Source organism: Marinobacter sp. 1-4A (assembly GCF_016597725.1).
Classification (GTDB): domain Bacteria; phylum Pseudomonadota; class Gammaproteobacteria; order Pseudomonadales; family Oleiphilaceae; genus Marinobacter.
On record NZ_VCGY01000005.1, the window covers coordinates 274750 to 292314 of the forward strand.

The 17565-nt window shown below is 54.1% G+C and carries 17 protein-coding genes; 5 read left to right on the plus strand and 12 right to left on the minus strand.

Annotated features, from left to right (window positions below):
* Positions 1-181: 181 nt before the first annotated feature.
* Both FE845_RS12880 and FE845_RS12885 read right to left on the minus strand, forming a co-directional pair.
* Positions 182-865, minus strand: coding sequence for an SIR2 family NAD-dependent protein deacylase (locus FE845_RS12880; RefSeq protein ID WP_200365252.1), 684 nt, complete (start codon positions 863-865; stop codon positions 182-184).
* Entirely contained in the window at positions 865-2268 is a 1404-nt protein-coding gene (locus tag FE845_RS12885) for an FAD-binding oxidoreductase (RefSeq protein WP_200365255.1), read from the minus strand. Before FE845_RS12885 ends, FE845_RS12880 begins: the two co-directional genes overlap by 1 nt.
* Before the next feature lie 192 nt (positions 2269-2460).
* Between FE845_RS12885 and serA the strand changes: the two genes are divergently transcribed.
* Complete coding sequence (gene serA, locus FE845_RS12890) at positions 2461-3690, plus strand: phosphoglycerate dehydrogenase (RefSeq protein ID WP_200365257.1); 1230 nt, start codon at positions 2461-2463, stop codon at positions 3688-3690.
* Between the two features lie 85 nt (positions 3691-3775).
* Here serA and FE845_RS12895 read toward each other — a convergent pair whose 3' ends face one another.
* A complete protein-coding gene (locus FE845_RS12895; protein ID WP_200365259.1) occupies positions 3776-4432 on the minus strand; it encodes an OmpA family protein in 657 nt (218 codons plus the stop codon).
* A 78-nt stretch (positions 4433-4510) separates the two neighbouring features.
* Entirely contained in the window at positions 4511-5527 is a 1017-nt protein-coding gene (locus tag FE845_RS12900) for an alpha/beta hydrolase (RefSeq protein ID WP_200365261.1), read from the minus strand.
* Between the two features lie 79 nt (positions 5528-5606).
* On the opposite strand from FE845_RS12900, the gene FE845_RS12905 reads away from it, so the two are divergent.
* Positions 5607-6500 carry an alpha/beta hydrolase gene (locus tag FE845_RS12905; protein WP_200365263.1) on the plus strand — a complete coding sequence of 298 codons (894 nt, stop codon included), beginning with the start codon at positions 5607-5609 and terminating at the stop codon, positions 6498-6500.
* Here FE845_RS12905 and FE845_RS12910 read toward each other — a convergent pair.
* From FE845_RS12910 to FE845_RS12925, 4 genes are read right to left on the minus strand one after another with little or no spacing between them, the layout of a single operon-like run.
* Positions 6478-6756: a GIY-YIG nuclease family protein gene (locus FE845_RS12910; RefSeq protein WP_200365265.1), complete on the minus strand. Its 279-nt coding sequence runs from the start codon at positions 6754-6756 to the stop codon at positions 6478-6480. The genes FE845_RS12905 and FE845_RS12910 overlap by 23 nt on opposite strands.
* Entirely contained in the window at positions 6746-7654 is a 909-nt protein-coding gene (locus tag FE845_RS12915; RefSeq protein ID WP_200365267.1) for a DMT family transporter, read from the minus strand. The genes FE845_RS12910 and FE845_RS12915 overlap by 11 nt, the downstream gene beginning before the upstream one ends.
* Positions 7654-9096 (minus strand): sigma-54-dependent transcriptional regulator, encoded by a 1443-nt coding sequence (locus FE845_RS12920; RefSeq protein WP_200365269.1) that lies wholly within the window; start codon positions 9094-9096, stop codon positions 7654-7656. The genes FE845_RS12915 and FE845_RS12920 overlap by 1 nt, the downstream gene beginning before the upstream one ends.
* Positions 9093-10565: an ATP-binding protein gene (locus FE845_RS12925; protein ID WP_200365271.1), complete on the minus strand. Its 1473-nt coding sequence runs from the start codon at positions 10563-10565 to the stop codon at positions 9093-9095. The genes FE845_RS12920 and FE845_RS12925 overlap by 4 nt, the downstream gene beginning before the upstream one ends.
* A 201-nt stretch (positions 10566-10766) precedes the next feature.
* Between FE845_RS12925 and FE845_RS12930 the strand changes: the two genes are divergently transcribed.
* Positions 10767-11171: a DUF4168 domain-containing protein gene (locus FE845_RS12930; RefSeq protein ID WP_227714312.1), complete on the plus strand. Its 405-nt coding sequence runs from the start codon at positions 10767-10769 to the stop codon at positions 11169-11171.
* A 91-nt stretch (positions 11172-11262) separates the two neighbouring features.
* Here FE845_RS12930 and FE845_RS12935 read toward each other — a convergent pair whose 3' ends face one another.
* From FE845_RS12935 to FE845_RS12950, 4 genes are all read right to left on the minus strand, one after another.
* Positions 11263-12066: a mechanosensitive ion channel family protein gene (locus FE845_RS12935; protein ID WP_200365273.1), complete on the minus strand. Its 804-nt coding sequence runs from the start codon at positions 12064-12066 to the stop codon at positions 11263-11265.
* Positions 12067-12074: 8 nt separating this feature from the next.
* Positions 12075-13367, minus strand: a complete 1293-nt coding sequence (locus tag FE845_RS12940; protein ID WP_227714313.1) for a hypothetical protein — start codon at positions 13365-13367, stop codon at positions 12075-12077.
* 34 nt (positions 13368-13401) lie between these two features.
* Positions 13402-14241 (minus strand): 23S rRNA (adenine(2030)-N(6))-methyltransferase RlmJ, encoded by an 840-nt coding sequence (locus tag FE845_RS12945; protein WP_200365275.1) that lies wholly within the window; start codon positions 14239-14241, stop codon positions 13402-13404.
* Positions 14242-14331: 90 nt separating this feature from the next.
* Positions 14332-14490 (minus strand): hypothetical protein, encoded by a 159-nt coding sequence (locus FE845_RS12950; protein ID WP_200365277.1) that lies wholly within the window; start codon positions 14488-14490, stop codon positions 14332-14334.
* 221 nt (positions 14491-14711) lie between these two features.
* On the opposite strand from FE845_RS12950, the gene FE845_RS12955 reads away from it, so the two are divergent.
* Together FE845_RS12955 and FE845_RS12960 are read left to right on the plus strand one after the other, a co-directional pair.
* Positions 14712-16010, plus strand: a complete 1299-nt coding sequence (locus tag FE845_RS12955; RefSeq protein WP_200365279.1) for an imelysin family protein — start codon at positions 14712-14714, stop codon at positions 16008-16010.
* 134 nt (positions 16011-16144) lie between these two features.
* Positions 16145-17554, plus strand: coding sequence for a di-heme oxidoredictase family protein (locus FE845_RS12960; protein WP_200365281.1), 1410 nt, complete (start codon positions 16145-16147; stop codon positions 17552-17554).
* Positions 17555-17565: the final 11 nt, after the last annotated feature.

Sequence of the window (17565 nt, forward strand, 5' to 3'; positions counted from 1 at the left end):
AGCTAACGGCCTTGGCGGGATACAGCTCCCAAAACACGCTGTGGATACGTCCGTGTACGCTTGGCTCCGCCATCCATGGCTCCGCACAGTTTTGGGAGCTGTATCCCGCCAAGGCCTACGTACAATTGAGTTCGCCGCCCCAAAACTCCTCACAATTTTGCACACTACTTGCCACCGATACTTATCTGGCCAGAAAATTCGCAGCCCATTCGGCAACGCCTTCTCCTGCACCTTTTCTGATAACCCTGGCGCGGGACACGCCAGCGGTTTCGCCGGGATCTATAACGGTAATCGGCACATCTCTCTCCACTTCATGCACCAGTCCGGCAGCGGGATAAACCTGTAGCGAAGTGCCGACGATCAGCAGGTCGTCTGCAGTGCGGACTATATCGGCTGCTGCCTCTAGCATGGGGACCTCTTCGCCGAACCAGACGATGTGGGGGCGGAGTTGTTCGCCGTATTCGCAGGTCTCGCCCAGTTCTATGTCCCGGTAGCCTATGTCGTAGACCAATTCCGGATTCACCGAGCTTCGGGCTTTGGTGAGCTCGCCGTGGAGGTGGATGACGTTACTGGAGCCTCCGCGTTCGTGTAGGTCGTCTACGTTTTGGGTGACGATGGTTACACGATGGTGTTTTTCCAGTTCGCCAAGAAGTTTGTGAGCACGATTTGGTTGTACTTTGGCGAGTTGGCGGCGGCGTTCGTTGTAGAAGCGCAGTACCAATTCGCTATTGCGGGCGAAGGCTTCGGGGGTGGCTACGTCGTATACGCTGTGCTGCTCCCAAAGGCCGCCGTTGTCGCGGAAGGTGGAGAGGCCGCTTTCGGCGCTGATTCCAGCGCCTGTGAGTACTACGATATGCCGTTGCATCAGTCGAAGATCTTGCCGGGGTTGATGATGCCGTTGGGGTCGAATACTTGTTTGATCCCTCTCAGGTAAGCAATTTCCGCTTCGCTGCGGGTGTATTGCAAGTAGGGCTTTTTGGTCATGCCTACGCCGTGTTCAGCGGAGACACTGCCCTGGTATTTTTCGACGATTTCGAACACCCATTTGTTCACCTGCTGGCACTTTTCGAAGAAGTCTTCTTTTGCCATGTCTTCAGGCTTGAGGATGTTGAGATGCAGGTTGCCGTCGCCGATGTGGCCGAACCAGATGATTTCAAAATCCGGGTATTGTTCTGCTACCAGTTCGTCAATTTCCTGCAAGAATCCGGGAACTTTGGAAACCACAACGGAGATGTCGTTCTTGTAGGGCGTGCGGGGCGCGATGGATTCCGAGATGCGCTCGCGCAGTTGCCACAGGTTCTGGGCCTGAGTTTCACTTTGGCTGATAACGCCATCCAGCACCCAGCCGTTTTCCATGCACTGCTCGAACAGGCTCATGGCGTCTTCCATGACTTGATCCGAAGTAGCTTCAAACTCCAGCAGCGCGTAGTAAGGGGCTTCGGTTTCAAACGGCGCAGGTACTTGACCATGAGCCAGTACGTGCCCCATCGCCTGATGCGAGAAGAATTCGTAGGCGGTCAGATCGAGACCGCCCTGAAAGGTTTTGAGCACGTCCATGGTGTTGCCAAGGTCATTGAGCCCAAGCACCAGCACGGTGAGGTTGTCTGGCTGACGCGAGAGTTTCATTGTGGCTTCGGTAATAAAGCCCAGCGTGCCCTCGGCGCCAATAAATAGATGGCGTAGGTCGTAACCTGTGTTGTTCTTTTCCAGATCTTTGTTCAGGTCAAGGATGTCGCCTTTGCCGGTAACCACTTTTAGGCCAGCGACCCAGTCACGACTCATGCCGTAGCGGATTACTTTGATGCCGCCCGCGTTGGTGGAGATGTTTCCGCCCAGCTGGCTGGAGCCTGCAGACGCGAAATCTACCGGGTAGTAAAGGCCATTCTCTTCCGCAAAGTTCTGTAGCTGCTCAGTTACAACACCCGCCTGACAGCGCACGAGTCGGTCACTGGCGCTGAAGTCCAGAATCTGATTCATGTTGTCGAAGGCAATTACGACTTCTCCGTTGGCAGCAACAGCACCAGCGCTCAAGCCGGTACGGCCACCGGAGGGTACCAGTGCCACACGGTTTTCGTTGGCGAATCTCACCAGCGCCTGCACCTGCTCGGTGGTTTTCGGGAGCACGATGGCTACTGGGTTGGGGGCGTAAATGCGCGTCCAATCTTTGCCGTAGCTTTCAAGATCCGCAGCGTCAGTCAGTACCTTTCCAGGTACATCGCCAGCGGCTACCAGCTCTTTTAGGGAAGCAATGATCTGTTCAGAGTTCATGAATGCGTCAGTCTCGTCGGGGTTGGGCCGGCCATTCTGGAAAAATAGTTTTCGGTTCAGTTGATCCAGACGAACCGGCACGCTGTGAAAAGTTGCTTTTATGGTATCATACCGCCCCTGTTCTGTGAGCCAGCCCATAGGATCACTGGCTACAGGTCATTTCATGCGACGAAAGGTTCGGAAGCAAAGCCCATGTCAACGACGTCTCTCGAAAAGAGCAAAATCCGCATTCTACTGCTGGAAGGCGTGCATCAGTCCGCTCTGGATACTCTGAATGCCGCAGGCTACACAAACATTGAGTACCTCAGCCACTCGCTGGCCGAGGAAGACCTTATTGAGAAGATTGCCGATGCGCACTTTGTCGGTCTTCGATCCCGCACTCAGTTGACCGCGAAAGTATTCGAGGCCGCCAAGAAGCTGGTTGCCGTGGGCTGTTTCTGTATCGGTACCAATCAGGTGGATCTGCAGGCAGCGACCCGCAAAGGTATTGCCGTATTCAACGCACCGTTTTCCAACACCCGCAGTGTTGCTGAACTGGTTCTAGCTCAAGCTATCCTGCTGCTGCGCGGCGTGCCCGAGAAGAGCGCGAAAGCCCATCGTGGTGAATGGCAGAAGTCGGCCAAAGACAGCTACGAGATCCGCGGCAAGAAGCTCGGCATCATCGGTTACGGCAACATTGGTACCCAATTCAGTGTTCTGGCCGAAGGTCTGGGCATGGATGTGTACTTCTACGACGTAGTGTCCAAGCTGCCTATCGGTAACGCCACTCAGGTTGGTAGCATGCAGGAACTGCTCAACATCTGTGATGTTGTAAGCCTGCATGTTCCGGAAACACCGGCTACCAAGTACATGTTCAAGGCTGAGCAACTGGCCCAGATGAAGCCTGGCGCCATTCTGATGAACGCCTCAAGAGGCACAGTTGTTGACATCGATGCCCTCGCCGACTCCCTGAGAAGCGGTAAGCTTCTGGGTGCTGCGATTGACGTATTCCCGGTTGAACCCAAGTCTAACGATGAGGAGTTTGTCTCTCCGCTACGGGAATTCGACAACGTAATTCTGACCCCGCACGTTGGCGGCTCAACCATTGAAGCTCAGGAAAATATCGGCCGTGAAGTGGCTGAGAAGCTGGCGATGTACAGTGATAATGGTACGTCGGTATCTTCCGTTAACTTCCCGGAAGTTGCCCTGCCTTCGCACCCGAACCAGCACCGCTTGCTGCACATTCATGAGAACGTGCCGGGCGTAATGTCTGAGATCAACCAAGTGTTCTCCGACAATGGCATCAACGTTTGCGGTCAGTACCTGCAAACCAAGGAAGATATTGGTTACGTGGTGATAGACGTAGATAAAGCCTACGGTGAACTTGCGCTGGAGAAACTGCTTCAGGTCAAAGGCACCATTCGCGGCCGCGTCTTGTTTTAAAAGATTCTCGGCCACAAAAAAACCGGAGCATCCAGCTCCGGTTTTTTTATGCTCAAGCAACGCCCAAGCTCAGAATGTTTACCTGTTACTTCATGGGCACCAAAGTCAGCTCAACGCGGCGGTTCTGCTCGCGCCCTGCAGCGGTATCGTTAGACGCGATTGGATAACGCTCACCGTAACCAACAGCACGGGTACGCTTGGACTCAATGCCTTGGTTGAGCAGAAAGTCTCGCACAGAGCCCGCACGGCGCTCGCTGAGCAACTGGTTGTAGTTATCAGCGCCGGAACTGTCTGTGTGCCCCTCAATCTGAATGATGGTTTTGTCAAACTCTTTCAGTACCAGAGCCACTGATTCAAGGGTGCTCGTGAAGCCGGAGCGGATAGCGGTCTGGTCCAACTCGAACGTGATATTGCCGGGCATTACCAGCTCAATTTTATCGCCGTTGCGAACAACCCGAACACCCGTACCTTTAAGCTTATGCCTCAGCTCTGCTTCCTGCCGATCCATGTAGTAGCCAATACCACCACCCACTGCCGCACCGCTTGCCGCACCAATAAGCGCGCCTTTGCCGCGATCGCTTTTACTCGAGGTTGCCGCACCTACGGCAGCTCCACCAACAGCACCAATAATACTGCCCTTGGTCGCGTTCGATGTTTTCTCTTCGTCAGTATACGGGTCATAGGTCATACAGCCAGCAAGACCCATGGTCGTTACGGCTAATGCAAGCATCGTTTTCTTCACACAATTCTCCTGTGACGATATTTTTGCAGGCGCTATTCAGCTTGAAGCTTTCAACTACAGAGCCTTCTCATTGTGGCTTCAGGAGTTTTTAGAAGCGCCTACGGCTGAATGTTCAAAAGTATCAATAATCGTGTTGAACACGGTTGCCTGTAGATCCTTGGCTTCGTTCACCAGATGATGCCGTCCGTCGGCAATCCTCACTTCCTCTACCGCTGCGAACTTGTTGCGGATTATTCTCAGATTGTGTTGCCAGTCTACCGTTTGGTCTTTTTCGCCCTGAACAACCGTCACCGGGAAGTCCACCGGCCGGGCAGATTCAATGTGCGGTATCCAGATTCGTAACGCACTCACCCAATCCACATGCACGGCCCTTGCCTGCAAGGGATCATGCTCACGCAGGAAGCGCAAAAAACGGGTATTGCCACTATTGGCGGCAAATACACGCTGCCATCGGGTCATAAACGGCTTCACCAAAGTGTGCAGAACTTTAGCACCAAGCCAACCCGCGGGGCGCACCAAGGGTGCCAGCAAAACCACCTTCCGGAACTCCGACGTTTCCATAGAGTGGTGGTTAGACAGAAGGTAGTCGATCAGTATGGCTCCTCCCGTACTTTGCCCCACCGCATACCAAGGCCCCCGAATTTTATCGCGAACATGGGCCAGAACTTGCGACAAAACCCCCTGATACTCCAAAAAACTGCCAATGGCCGCCGGTGTGCCACTGGAAAGCCCATGGCCCGGCTGATCATACGCCAGCACATCAAAACCGGCAGCGAGACAGCGATCAATCAACTGGCTATATAGGCCAACATGGTCAAAATAGCCGTGCATAATAAACACTGTGCCTTTTTCGGCTCGCGGTTCGGGCAGCCGGAAGTAATGCACCATAACCTCATGTTCGCCCGCCGTTACATAGCCCTGATGGTAGGCAACCTCAGGGTGTTCCACCCATAGGTCAAGGCCGTAGAAACGGCAATACGCCACCATCTCGTCGCTGAGTTTTTCCCGCCCATCTGGATCAAAAGGCTCAAGCCTTTCAAGCAAGGAGCCACGGTCCCAGTCGGGTATTTCTATGGTATCTGTTTTCCAGTACACGTAGAGTTAAACGCCTGTCATGAATAGATAATACGAATTTCGATGCACAATCCTAACCCATAGCGGGGGCATAACACAGATGTTGCAACATCTTCTTGAAACTGCGCTGCGCCAAACCATGACTCGTTTGGTTAGGCCAGCCCTTCACCCGGCAATACCCGTTTCCGTTCAACGCCGATTGATAAGCCAAGCCTATCGGAGCTCCATACCGCCTCGTGGCTGCCGCTTTCAAACGGGCTCCTTGGCTGGTCGGCCGGTTATTAGAAGCTCTTTCGGCCCTACCACACAAGGCGCCGTGCTCTATCTGCACGGCGGCGGTTATATCATCGGCTCTGCAGCCACCCATAGAGGGCTCACCGGCCATTTGGCGAAAGCCAGCGGCTGCATGGTGGTCACCCCAGACTACCGCCTTGCACCCGAGCACCCATTTCCGGCTGCACTGGACGACGCCGAGGCTGCTTGGTTTGCGTTGATTGACGAAGGCTTTGCGCCCGAGCAAATCGCCATTGCTGGCGACTCTGCAGGCGGCGGATTGTCCATTGCCCTAGCCATGCGCTTGCGTGATCGCAATCAGCCACTGCCCTCTTCCGTTACGGTTTTTTCACCCTGGGCGGATTTGACTCAAAAAGAACTGTATTCGCCTGAATGCGAGCCCGTTCTGCAAGCACGCTGGACAGCGAAAGCTGCAAAGCTCTATGCCGCTCAGGAGCCTCTCAACCACCCACTCATTTCGCCAATTTTCGGAAACTTTGAAGGCTTGCCGCCACTTTTGGTGCAGGTCGGGAGTCAGGAAATCCTGCTTAACGATGCAGAACGTCTTGCGAATGCGGCAAGACAGGCTGGGGTAAGCACTCAGCTGGAGGTGTTCAACAGTCTTTGGCACGTGTTTCAGGTACACAGCGGCCAGCTAGACAGAGCCACAGCCGCCGTACAAACGGCGGGCAAGCACATCAGAGCCCATCTGGCAGGTTGAGCTTACCCAACACCAACGCCTCTTTGCGCTGTCTCGGCCATTGTTTGATATGCCACTCCAGCTTTGAAGCCCGGCTGCGATCCCCCGCTGGCAAGCTAAGCACTAACTCCAGCGGGCCTTTGCCCCTCAAGCTCCGCGCTCCTTTGGGAGCGCCAGCTTGATGCTCGGCAAAGCGACGGGGCACGTCGGTAGTAATGCCCGTATATAGCGCACCACGGGCGGTGCGAACCATGTATACAAACCATTCACTGGCCATCTGCCAGGCCCTGTTCACGCGCTTTCGTTTTCTTCTGCTGCAGCCACAGACCAGCCATAATCAACACCAGACCTATATAGGTGGAGGGTAAAATCTGCTCACCCAAAATAAAATAGATAAACACCAAAGACAGGAACGGAGAAACAAAAATCAGGTTGCTTACTCGGGATGTGTTTTCAGCTTTTTTCATGGCGTAAGACCAAAGCACAAAGGCAATACCCATCTCGAAGATGCCTACATAAAGAGCGGCTACCAGCGACCCGGTTACGGGCAAATTCAAGCCTTCAGTCCACCAGCAGATCAAAGCAATTACCGGTAGGCCGAACAAAAAGTTCAGAAATAGCCCCACCACAGGGTCACGGGTATCACGGGTGGCAATAATCCAATACGAAGCCCACACAAGCGTGCTGCCTATGGCTAGAGCAACCCCCAAAGGATCGGAAAAACTCAGGGTGGTCACAGCACCCCGCGTGGCAATCACCACAACGCCTGCATAGCATACCAGCCCAGCCAGAATATCGAGCCTGCGTAAGCGGTGCCCCAAAAAAGGCACCGATAGGTAAGCTAACACCAGCGCCCAAGTGTAGTTCAACGGCTGAGCCTCTTGCGCCGGTAAGCGGTCAAAGGCACCAAAAAGAAAGAAATAATACAGGCAAGGATTTATTAATCCCATGCCAAACGATTGTATGTATTGCCTTTTCTTCAGCGAGAACACTAAATGCCAACGTTTTTGCAGCATCAGAATAACCGCCATAACCAGCACAGACGCGGTACATGCAACCAACAGCATTTGCACCGGAGCCAAATCCGCCAACGCCAGCTTGAAGGCGGTGGCAACCGTAGACCAGAGCAAAACCGTACCCAGCCCGTAAAGCATGGCTGTTTTCTGATCTTTCATTACACCTCTCCCCGGGGCTCTTTCGTATTAGCAGTTATCGAGGAAGTGTCCTCATTGATTGTTTCGCCTCCATACTCTCCTGCCGCTAACCAGCGGTACAAGGTGCGGCGATTAATACCTAAAATTTGGGCGGCACGGCGTTTGTTGCCATTCACCGCCTGCATCACTTCGCGCACGTAATCTTGCTGCAACTTTTCCAGTGTCGGCCACTGAGCAATGGTATCGGGTGAGTGCGCGGTTTTCGGGGTAGTTGCGCCACCTTGGCGCTTACGAATCCGTTCCGGAAGGTGGTCAGGTTGTATGGTATCGCCGTCACAAAACGTCACCGCGCGCTCAATGGCGCTGGACAGTTCACGCACGTTTCCCGGGAACGGATAATCCATCAGGGTGCGGGAGCTCACCTCGCTGAGCTTCAGGAATCCGCGTTGATGCCGCCGCGCAGCCTCCCGTAAAAAGTGCATGGCGAGCAGATCAACGTCATCGCCCCGCTCGCGCAGTGCCGGGATACGCAAGCTCAGGGTTTCCAGCCGATAGTAGAGATCTTCTCGAAAGCTTCCCTCGCGCACAGCTTTAAGCAGGTCTACGTGGGTGGCTGCCAGAATGCGAACATCTACCGGTTCTTCCTGATCCGAACCCACGGGTTTAACCATGCCTTCCTGCAGCACCCGCAGAAGCTTTGCTTGCAGGGCCAGAGGCATTTCGCCAATTTCATCCAACAACAAGGTACCACCGTGAGCCTCTGCAAACAGACCTTTCCGAGCTTGGCGCGCTCCGGTAAAAGCGCCGGCTTCGTGACCAAAGAACTCACTTTCCATGAGCTCTCCTGGTATACCTGCACAGTTGACCGCCACAAACGAGCCACAGCTTCGCTCACTGGCCCGGTGAATGGCTCTGGCCACCAGTTCTTTACCCGTGCCACTTTCGCCACAGATCAACACGGCAGCTTCACTGCGGGCGATCTGCCGGATCTCGGATCTAAGCTTTACCATGCTTGCATGCTCACCAATCAGCCCAAGCGTCTCCTCGGTGCCAGTGTGCGCAAGAAACTGCTGCAGTTGCCGGGTAAGGTCGGCCTGAGTTAACAATCTGCGTATTTTTAGACGCAAGTGGTCGGTAGACAAAGGCTTGGTGAGAAAATCATCTGCCCCCGCTTTCAAAGCCTCCACAGCCTGATCAACGGTTCCGAATGCGGTAATGATGATAAAAGGAAGACTGTGACCTTCAGCTTGAGCTGTCTTGAGAAGCTCCAACCCATCGCCATCGGGCAAGCGAAGATCTGACACAACCAAGTCAGGCGTCTCTGCATTCAACAGTCTACACGCCTCTTGCACTGCTCCGGCACGGCTTACACTGTAACCGTCCAGCTCAAGCTCTTCGCTCAACAGCAGGCCGAGGCTCGCATCATCTTCCAGTAGCAGGATTTTGGCCTTACAGTCACTCATGTTAACGCCTCCTCAGGCCAGAACAGGCTCATTCTGCACCCTCCTGATTCACTGTTGCCGATTTCAATCCGGCCACCATGTTCTTTAAGAACGCTGCTTACCACAGCCAGCCCCAGTCCTGTTCCTTCTCCGGCTGGCCGGGTACTGTAGAAGGGCTCAAATACGGCGCTGCGCTTATCTTCGGCTATGCCGGGCCCATCGTCCTCAACCCGAACTTCCCATTCATCGTTATGTCGATGCAGCGATAACAGAACCTCGAAGTTGGCAGCCTGACACGCATTACGCACCACATTAAGACACGCCAACTCCAGCCTCACGGGCTCTGCTTTCACTTTGGCCTCTGTATCAAGTCCTTCGCTTCGCAAACGTTTGCCTTTGCACTTCTCATCTTCACCCGCACGATCCAGCACACCTTTGAGAACCGCATTAAGGCTTATTGGCCGTCTTGAATCCGGCACATGGCGAAAACAGTCTAAAAGTTGTTGGATAATGGTGGTCATGCGCCCCACTTGATAGCTGATATCATCCAGTTGTCGACGTTGTTCCTCCGTAAGCTCGTGGCGGGCGAGGATGTTCGCGCGCCCCTGAATAACGTTCAAAGGCGCGCCAAGTTCGTGGGCCACACCGCCAGCCACACGCCCTATCATGGCAATCTTCTCCTGATACTCCAGACGCTGTGCAAGCTGCCGTTCCTTTGCCACTCGCTGCTGTATTTCTTCTTCCGCTCTCGCCATGCGCTCACCCATCTCCCGAACACCACCGTAAATCTGCTGCAATTCACGGGGGCCAGAGGGTTCTGCATCAAACCGCCAGTGGCCAGGGGACAGCTCACCCATGATGCTCAATAGCCGACTGACATGGCGACCTACTGTGCCGTAATGCCCTAATACGACCACTAGGATGATCGTTATCGCAAGCGCCGACCAGATGGATACAGCCCAAAGGCGACTGGACGCCAGCAGCTCATGAAAGTCACTGCGCTTACGGGTGATTTGCAGCAACCCCTGAATCCGGCCATCGTCGGCCACCAACGGGGTAAAGTGCGAGAACACCGACTGCCCATCTACCCAGCGAAACGCTCCCCCAAGCTCGCCACTGCTAATCGCCTGTTCGGCACTGGCGCTGTTGCCCACATCGGTGTCAGCCAGCCCGAGGCTGGCGATTCGAGCACCCTCTTTGTCGAATACTGAGGCGCCGGAAACGCGACCAATGCGAAAGATCGATTTTAGGGAATCCCCCATCACCAACTCGTCTTTTTCTTGCATAGCTCTGGAAAGCGGGCCGCTGGCTGCGCGGGCGACCAGCTCCAGATCTTCCTGCAAGCGATCATTCAGGGCTTTTTCTACAGCTCCGAAGCCGAGGTATATGGCAAGCCCGCTGATCACCAACAAGGGCACAACAATGCTCAACACCAGCGTTAACTGTATCGACCCAAAAACGTGACCGGCACGTCTGAAAGAAGGTTTCATTTGGACTCCCGAACCATAATTGCCACACACTTCTGCCACATGTGGCATTTCGCCACAACCTTCATTACTTGAGATTAATCACCATAAACACTTAACTTGTTGTTTTGAAACGCATTTATTAAACCTCTAAAACTGGCACGGCGCTTGATAGGTACCTTGACAGGTACTTAGTGACCGCAAATGAAACAGGAGAAGTCGATTATGAATATGAACAAATTACTCGTATCCGTTACTGCATCCATTGCCCTTTTGGCCGCCGCGCCCACCATGGCAGAGCAAAACCAGCAGAGCCCCGCAGCCACCGGCGATTCGAGCGGCTACGCGAATCCTGCAGCCGCGGGATCACAAAAGACCAACTTTAACGATGCAGAACTGAAAAAGTTCATCGCTGCACAGGAGGGCATCACCGAAGTGCGCGAAGAGTACATCGAAAAAATTGAAGCGGCGGATTCTCAGGAAAAAGCTCAGAAACTGCAGATGAAGGCCAACGATGAGATGGTATCGGTCATCGAAGAGAACGGTATGGACATCCCAACCTATAATGCCATCGCGACCGCCTACAGCAGTGAGCCGAAAGTACGTAACCGTGTTGATGCGCTGATGTAATCGAGCGTCGAAACCGGATCAGTTACTCGTCAGTTTAGCCCCGCCTAGCGGGGCTGCTTGTTTTGCAAAGCGGACAATAGGCTTGCATCAATCAACCGACCGAGACAGGTACGGAGACAAACTTTACGCCTTGACGGGCCAGCTCCGCTGAGCCGCGGGCTGTAAGTTCAGAAATAAACTGAAACTGCTCCTTGGGATCAAACGGATAAGCTTTCAAACGGTAATGCATGCCCCAGGGCTTATTGAAAACAATCACCAACACAGGCTGCCAAGTTTTTGTTCGCGGGCTGGTAAAGGCTACGTCTCTAAGTAGCTCTCGCACCCTGCCAACATCATGGTTGGCCTCAAGATGGAAATCTGCCACACACATCAAGTTATCTGTGCCGTCGTTACCGTTGGCAATGAGCGAGTTCCAAAGCTTGTTGTGAGGAATAATCACAACCGTATCATCGGGGGTGACAATCTCGGCCGCCCGGGTACCTATGGCCCGCACTTCACCGTATTGCCCGTCCACTTCAATCCAGTCCCCCGGTCGATAAGGCATCTCATAGAGAGTAACAATGCCTGCAATCAAACTGTTGGCGTAATCCTTAAAAGCGAAGCCCAGCGCCAGCGCCAGAGCGCCAAATATGGCCACCATATTTTCGAACGATGGCTCCACCAGTATCGGAACCACGATCACAATCGTAGCGAAGATAATCAGCAATCGAAGCAGGGGCACAGATGCCAACAGATAAAGGCGCGGCTTGCCACCGAGTTTTTCCGCAACGCGGGGAAGCACCTTCTGAACCGCCACAGTGATCAGCGAGGCGATGACAACAACCAGCATCGCTTTCAGCAGTGCCTGCCCGGTTATAGAGGCGAAGGCGTCTTTAACTCCAAGGTCCTCAAACATAAAACCTCCTAGAACTGATCAAGTGGAAATCCCCAGCTCTGCAAGTGGCGCCGGACCGTGGGATACCCTATGGGTGTAACCTGCCAGCGTTGATCGAGCGGATCACAGGTCACCAACTCAGCGCGCTTTAACCGTGACAAAACCAAACTCAACTCGTATGTGGAAACGCCGGTAACCGCCTCCAAGGAGGCCATATCAAGGCCGTTATGCAGCAACAACCCATGCAACACAAAGCCGGTAACACTCTCTTTGCTCTGAGGCATGCTCGGAAGGCTCAACCGGCCCAACGGCACAACCCAGCAATCCGCTGCTCGGCTCTGCTTGTCGGTTTTATCGTCGGTTTCCTCCAGTTTGGCGTCATCATCTGGCCGGGCTCGCAGGGACCTCTGCCAGATGGCTAAAGCCACGCCGGGGTTGCCTCGGGAGGTAGCTGCTAAATCACGTAAAAACGTGCTGTATTTGCGTTTTTTACGGCTTTTGCTGTTTTCAGCGTCGTCTGCCTCGGGCAGAGGTAATACATACAGACCATCGCCGGTCATTCTCGCCACGATCATTGATTTGCCATTACCCGACGCCAAATAGGTAAACCAAGCACCTAGCCGGTCGGCATCCATGGGCGCCGGCGTCCAGGGCGACATCTGGGCGTTCTCAAGGTAGTGCCCCCAATATCGCCAGCACCAGCTTGAACACCCCACAATGCCCACACCCGAATCACCGTTGGCGATTCGGCGAAACAACTCCCGAATCAAAGCTAAACCTGAAAGGCTTCGTAGCCAAAAATCTGCCAACTCAGGAATCACCCAGGGGCGCGATAAATCCTGACGATCCCACCATTCAGAGGCTTCCTGGTCGTCAAAACACAGCGTGTCCGGCGGCGCAATAACTCTCCATGTTTCATCGCTGCTTTGAATAGAATCTGGCTGTTCGGGCTCTGAGAATCGCGTAAGCGCCTGCTGCATACCTGAGAAAGGCGGCGCCACCAAGCACACAACTTCACGACTGAGCGAGCCATCGGAGCGGGCCTGTTTCAAGCTACAAGCAATCGCTTCTGCCTGATGGGCATAGTCTGGCTCGGGCGCCAATCTCCTCTGCTGTGCGGCGGACAACTCCGGCAGTTCATCCATGCTTTCAAAAGGCTCTTCCACCTGTGACACGCCCGCCTGCAATTGCTTAAGGGCATGGCGGATCGCGTCTTTTAATGAGCGCCGCACAGAGGTTTGGGGCAGCGTCCATTGCTCAGCAGGCATTAACCCACCGGGAAGACACGAGACAGCCTTGTTGTCGTTGGTGTTATCCTTCAAAAAACAGCTCCTGCTTGGCCAGTGATTGTTCGATTTACTCGGGTGCCAACCAACTGTATTCATGGGAGAGCCCCAGTACAGACTCGCCTGCAATATCTGCAATCATGGCAAAAAACCTCTCTTCAAACCCCCACGGCGGATTAACGACCAGCATGCCCGAGCCTGTCATGCCTCGCTCCGGAGGCGATTTCAGATGTACTTCACTGCACCACACTTTGCGTAGCGGGCTGTCTTTCACCGCCTGCTTCAGCGTGGTATGCAAACCGCTGGTAAGAATGGGATACCAAACAAGATAAACGCCGTGGCGGCATTTATGAAAAGCTTTATGGAGAGTCATGGCGACATCCGAATAGTCGGACTTAATTTCGTAGGAAGGATCAATCAGCGCCATCAGCCTGGGCTGGGCAGGGGGTAACTGCTTCAATAACCCCTTCAGGCCATCGTCATGTACTACACGTACCTTCTGGTTTGCGGCCCAGTCGGCAAGTTGGCCGCTTTCGGTTGGGTGTAACTCAAACGCCGTTAGAGAGTCCCCGGGGCGCAGGAACCGGCGAAACCAAGCCGGGGAGCCCGGGTAGACCGTTAACTGGCCCTCGCCCGCGTTGAAGCGCGACAGCACGCTTATAACAGGTTGCCAATCTTCAGAGATTAAAGCACTCCGGCTCGCCCAGAGCTTTTGCACGCCTGCATCCGCTTCCGACGTTTTACGCGCCCGCTCGCTCTTTAGGTCGTAAATGGCGCTACCCGCGTGGGTATCAAAGCAGGCAATGGCCGAAGGCTTCGCTTGCATCATAGAAATGGCAAGCGTTAGCGCCCCATGCTTTTGAACATCCGCGAAGTTTCCGGCATGGAAGGCGTGAAGATAACTCAACATGTATAAGCTCCCTAGTAACAGGAGCTATTAGGCCCGAGCGCACGCCATCTGTGCAAGAGAGCACCTGAAAAAGCCACCCCTATGAATGCATTAGCCAGAATTACGACCGCGAGAGGTTGGCTGACATACGGCGCAGGATTCCTGCTCACTCTGTCGCACACTGGTTTTATCCACCGACTTGCGAAGTGATTGCCATGCGGTGAAAACAGTTTTTGAAGAGCCTGCCAAACGCACTACTGATGTACCCATGATGCTTCCTTCCCAAATTAAGAGCCTGTCCAGATCGAAATTTAGCAGCACAATCTGTATTTGCAAATGATTATCATTAAAATTTAATATTGGATAATCCTTTGGTTAACACCTCTGGCTCTGCGTCAAGGTTTTCTTGCGTTGTGGCGCTTTAGTCAACATAATTACGAACGATAATGCATCCGATTACCATAACCGTTCATCGAAATCCGGAGTTCTTAATGAAAGCACTGTTTCGACCAGCCCCTCTTGCGCTCACTATTGCCGCCGCCATGAGCGCAGGCTGTGCCAATACCGCCACGTCTGATTCAGCAACCTCACAACCTGCCACCAAAGCGTCGGTTGTAGAGCACTACGCAAACTTGGCCCACGCTGGATATGAGGACGCCTTGATTACCGCAAAAGCTCTGGATAAGGCGACAGACCAACTCATTGCCAACCCCACAGAGGCGAACTTGCAGGCCGCCAAAGAAGCTTGGCTTGCCGCACGAGTGCCGTACCAGCAAACAGAAGTGTTCCGTTTTGGCAATGCGATTGTTGATGATTGGGAAGGCCAGCTGAACGCTTGGCCTCTGGATGAAGGCTTGATTGATTATGTGCAAGCCGATGATTATCAATACGAGCTGGGCAACGCTGGCGCCACTGCAAACATCATTGCGAACAACAGCGTCAATGTAGGCGGTGAAACCCTAGATGTAACCAACCTCACCCCGGAGTTGCTGGCAAACCTGAATGAGGTTGGTGGATCCGAGGCAAACGTTGCTACCGGCTACCACGCCATTGAGTTTTTGCTCTGGGGGCAGGATCTGAACGGGTTTGAGCAGGGTAACGGCGAGCGCCCGGTAACCGACTACGCAAAGGGCACAGATTGCACCAACGGTCATTGTGAGCGCCGCGCTGAGTACCTTGACGCCGTGACCGACTTGCTGGTGTCTGATTTGGAGTGGATGGTAAATCAGTGGGCCGCAAATGGTTCCGACAACTATCGCAGCCAGCTAACGAATGCCGACGCAGATGAAGGTGTCCAGAAGATGCTCTTTGGCATGGGTTCCTTGTCGTTGGGTGAGTTGGCTGGTGAGCGAATGAAAGTGGCACTCGAAGCCAATTCCTACGAGGACGAGCACGATTGCTTTAGCGATAACACGCACAACTCCCACTACTACAACGCTCAGGGCATACAAAACGTATACACTGGCCGTTACCGTCGCGTAGACGGCAGTTTGGTGTCCGGGCCGTCTCTGTCTGACTTGGTTGGCCAAAGCAACCCCGAGCTGGACGCACGTTTGAATGGCCAACTCGAAGCTTCCATGGAAGCTCTGGGCGCCATGAAAACCAAGGCCGAAGCAAGCCATAACCCCATGCCGTTTGATATGATGATTGCGCCGGGCAACGCGAAGGGGGCAAGCATCGTAAACGGAGCCATCATGGCGCTGGTTGAGCAAACTGGCTCCATTGAGCAGGCAGCCCGCCAATTGGGCCTTGAAGCCCTGTCACCGGATGATGCCGGTCACACTTTCTGATCAATAACTAGAAAGTAACCGATACCGGGGGCACCTTGAGCCCCCGGCATTCAAGGAACAAGAACAAGCCATGGAAAGCCTGCTTTGAAGAGAGCGGATTTTCCATGGCTTATTCAATTGTGTGGTAAGAAATAATGACCAGAAAACAACTCATAACGGGGCTGTTGCTAGTAAGCATAAATGTGCCGGTATACGCAGCCTCTCACGCGGGCTTTCCATTGCAAGATACACCCGATACCGGCGGCGACGGCACAGTTCAGCAATTCGACACCAACGCCTACTCTCTGCCCCAGAGTAACCTCTCCATGACGAAACGTCTGGATTTCAGTGTAGGCAACAGCTTCTTCCGCAACCCCTGGGTTGAAGCGCCCGCCAGCACCACGGCCCGCGATGGCTTAGGCCCCTTGTTTAATACTAATTCCTGTCAGGGCTGCCACATAAAAGATGGTCGCGGTCACCCCCCCGGCGTTGATGAACCACCCGTCTCACTGTTCTTGCGATTGGCTGTTCCGGCAGATCCGGAAGTAGACGCGGACATTCTGCTTACTCACGGTTTTAAACCGGCACCGGTGTACGGCAGCCAACTGCAAACAGCCGCCCTACCCGCTGTTAAACCAGAAGCCGACATGGTGTTGTCATGGAACAAAATAACCAAAACTCTTGCTGACGGTACCGAAGTGGAGCTAAGAGAGCCCGTTTACCGTATCGAGAACCCGAACTACGGCCCGCTGCCCGAGGGTCTTCTGATTTCGCCCAGAGTTGCACCGCCTATGATCGGCATGGGGTTGCTCGAAACAATCCCGATCGCCGATTTGGAAGCCTTAGCGGATCCACAGGATGCAAACGGTGATGGTATTTCAGGCAAGCTTAATCAGGTCTGGAATCTGGAAACACAGCAGACGGCCCCCGGCCGTTTCGGCTGGAAAGCGGCGGAACCCAATGTTCACCAACAAAGCATGGGCGCCTTTGCAGGCGACATGGGGCTAACATCCAGCCTAAAACCTGCTACCGACTGCACGCCAGAGCAAAAATGTGAACAGTTTCCAGACGGCGGTCAGCCAGAAGTCAGCGACAAGATCGCAAACTTTGTCACCTTTTACGCCAAAAGCTTAGCGGTGCCCGCGCGACGCAATATGGAGAACCCTTCCGTACAACGAGGCGCACGGCTATTTAACGAAGCCGGGTGTGCAGGGTGTCACACTCCACGGTACACCACCGGGACCGACCCAGAGCGGCCGGATTTGAGCAATCAAACCATCTGGCCTTACACCGACATGTTACTGCACGATATGGGCCCTGCCCTTGCCGATGGCCGCGATGAGTTTCTGGCAAACGGCAACGAATGGCGCACCCAGCCACTCTGGGGCATAGGTTTGGCGCAAACCGTTAATCCGCAAGCCGGTTTTTTGCATGATGGCCGAGCGCGCACGGTGGAAGAGGCCATTCTCTGGCACGGTGGCGAAGCAGCCCCGGCCGTGGCCCAGTTCAGCCAATTCAGCGCCGACGACCGTCAAGCTCTGCTCGACTTCCTGAATTCACTTTAACGGAGCCTGAT

Bases quoted from the DNA above. Each gene is read 5' to 3' on its own strand.
- FE845_RS12880 (WP_200365252.1), bottom strand. From the start codon at position 865: ATGCAACGGCATATCGTAGTACTCACAGGCGCTGGAATCAGCGCCGAA.
- FE845_RS12885 (WP_200365255.1), bottom strand. From the start codon at position 2,268: ATGAACTCTGAACAGATCATTGCTTCCCTAAAAGAGCTGGTAGCCGCT.
- serA (WP_200365257.1), top strand. From the start codon at position 2,461: ATGTCAACGACGTCTCTCGAAAAGAGCAAAATCCGCATTCTACTGCTG.
- FE845_RS12905 (WP_200365263.1), top strand. From the start codon at position 5,607: ATGTTGCAACATCTTCTTGAAACTGCGCTGCGCCAAACCATGACTCGT.
- FE845_RS12910 (WP_200365265.1), bottom strand. From the start codon at position 6,756: ATGGCCAGTGAATGGTTTGTATACATGGTTCGCACCGCCCGTGGTGCG.
- FE845_RS12915 (WP_200365267.1), bottom strand. From the start codon at position 7,654: ATGAAAGATCAGAAAACAGCCATGCTTTACGGGCTGGGTACGGTTTTG.
- FE845_RS12920 (WP_200365269.1), bottom strand. From the start codon at position 9,096: ATGAGTGACTGTAAGGCCAAAATCCTGCTACTGGAAGATGATGCGAGC.
- FE845_RS12925 (WP_200365271.1), bottom strand. From the start codon at position 10,565: ATGAAACCTTCTTTCAGACGTGCCGGTCACGTTTTTGGGTCGATACAG.
- FE845_RS12930 (WP_227714312.1), top strand. From the start codon at position 10,767: ATGAATATGAACAAATTACTCGTATCCGTTACTGCATCCATTGCCCTT.
- FE845_RS12935 (WP_200365273.1), bottom strand. From the start codon at position 12,066: ATGTTTGAGGACCTTGGAGTTAAAGACGCCTTCGCCTCTATAACCGGG.
- FE845_RS12945 (WP_200365275.1), bottom strand. From the start codon at position 14,241: ATGTTGAGTTATCTTCACGCCTTCCATGCCGGAAACTTCGCGGATGTT.
- FE845_RS12950 (WP_200365277.1), bottom strand. From the start codon at position 14,490: ATGGGTACATCAGTAGTGCGTTTGGCAGGCTCTTCAAAAACTGTTTTC.
- FE845_RS12955 (WP_200365279.1), top strand. From the start codon at position 14,712: ATGAAAGCACTGTTTCGACCAGCCCCTCTTGCGCTCACTATTGCCGCC.
- FE845_RS12960 (WP_200365281.1), top strand. From the start codon at position 16,145: ATGACCAGAAAACAACTCATAACGGGGCTGTTGCTAGTAAGCATAAAT.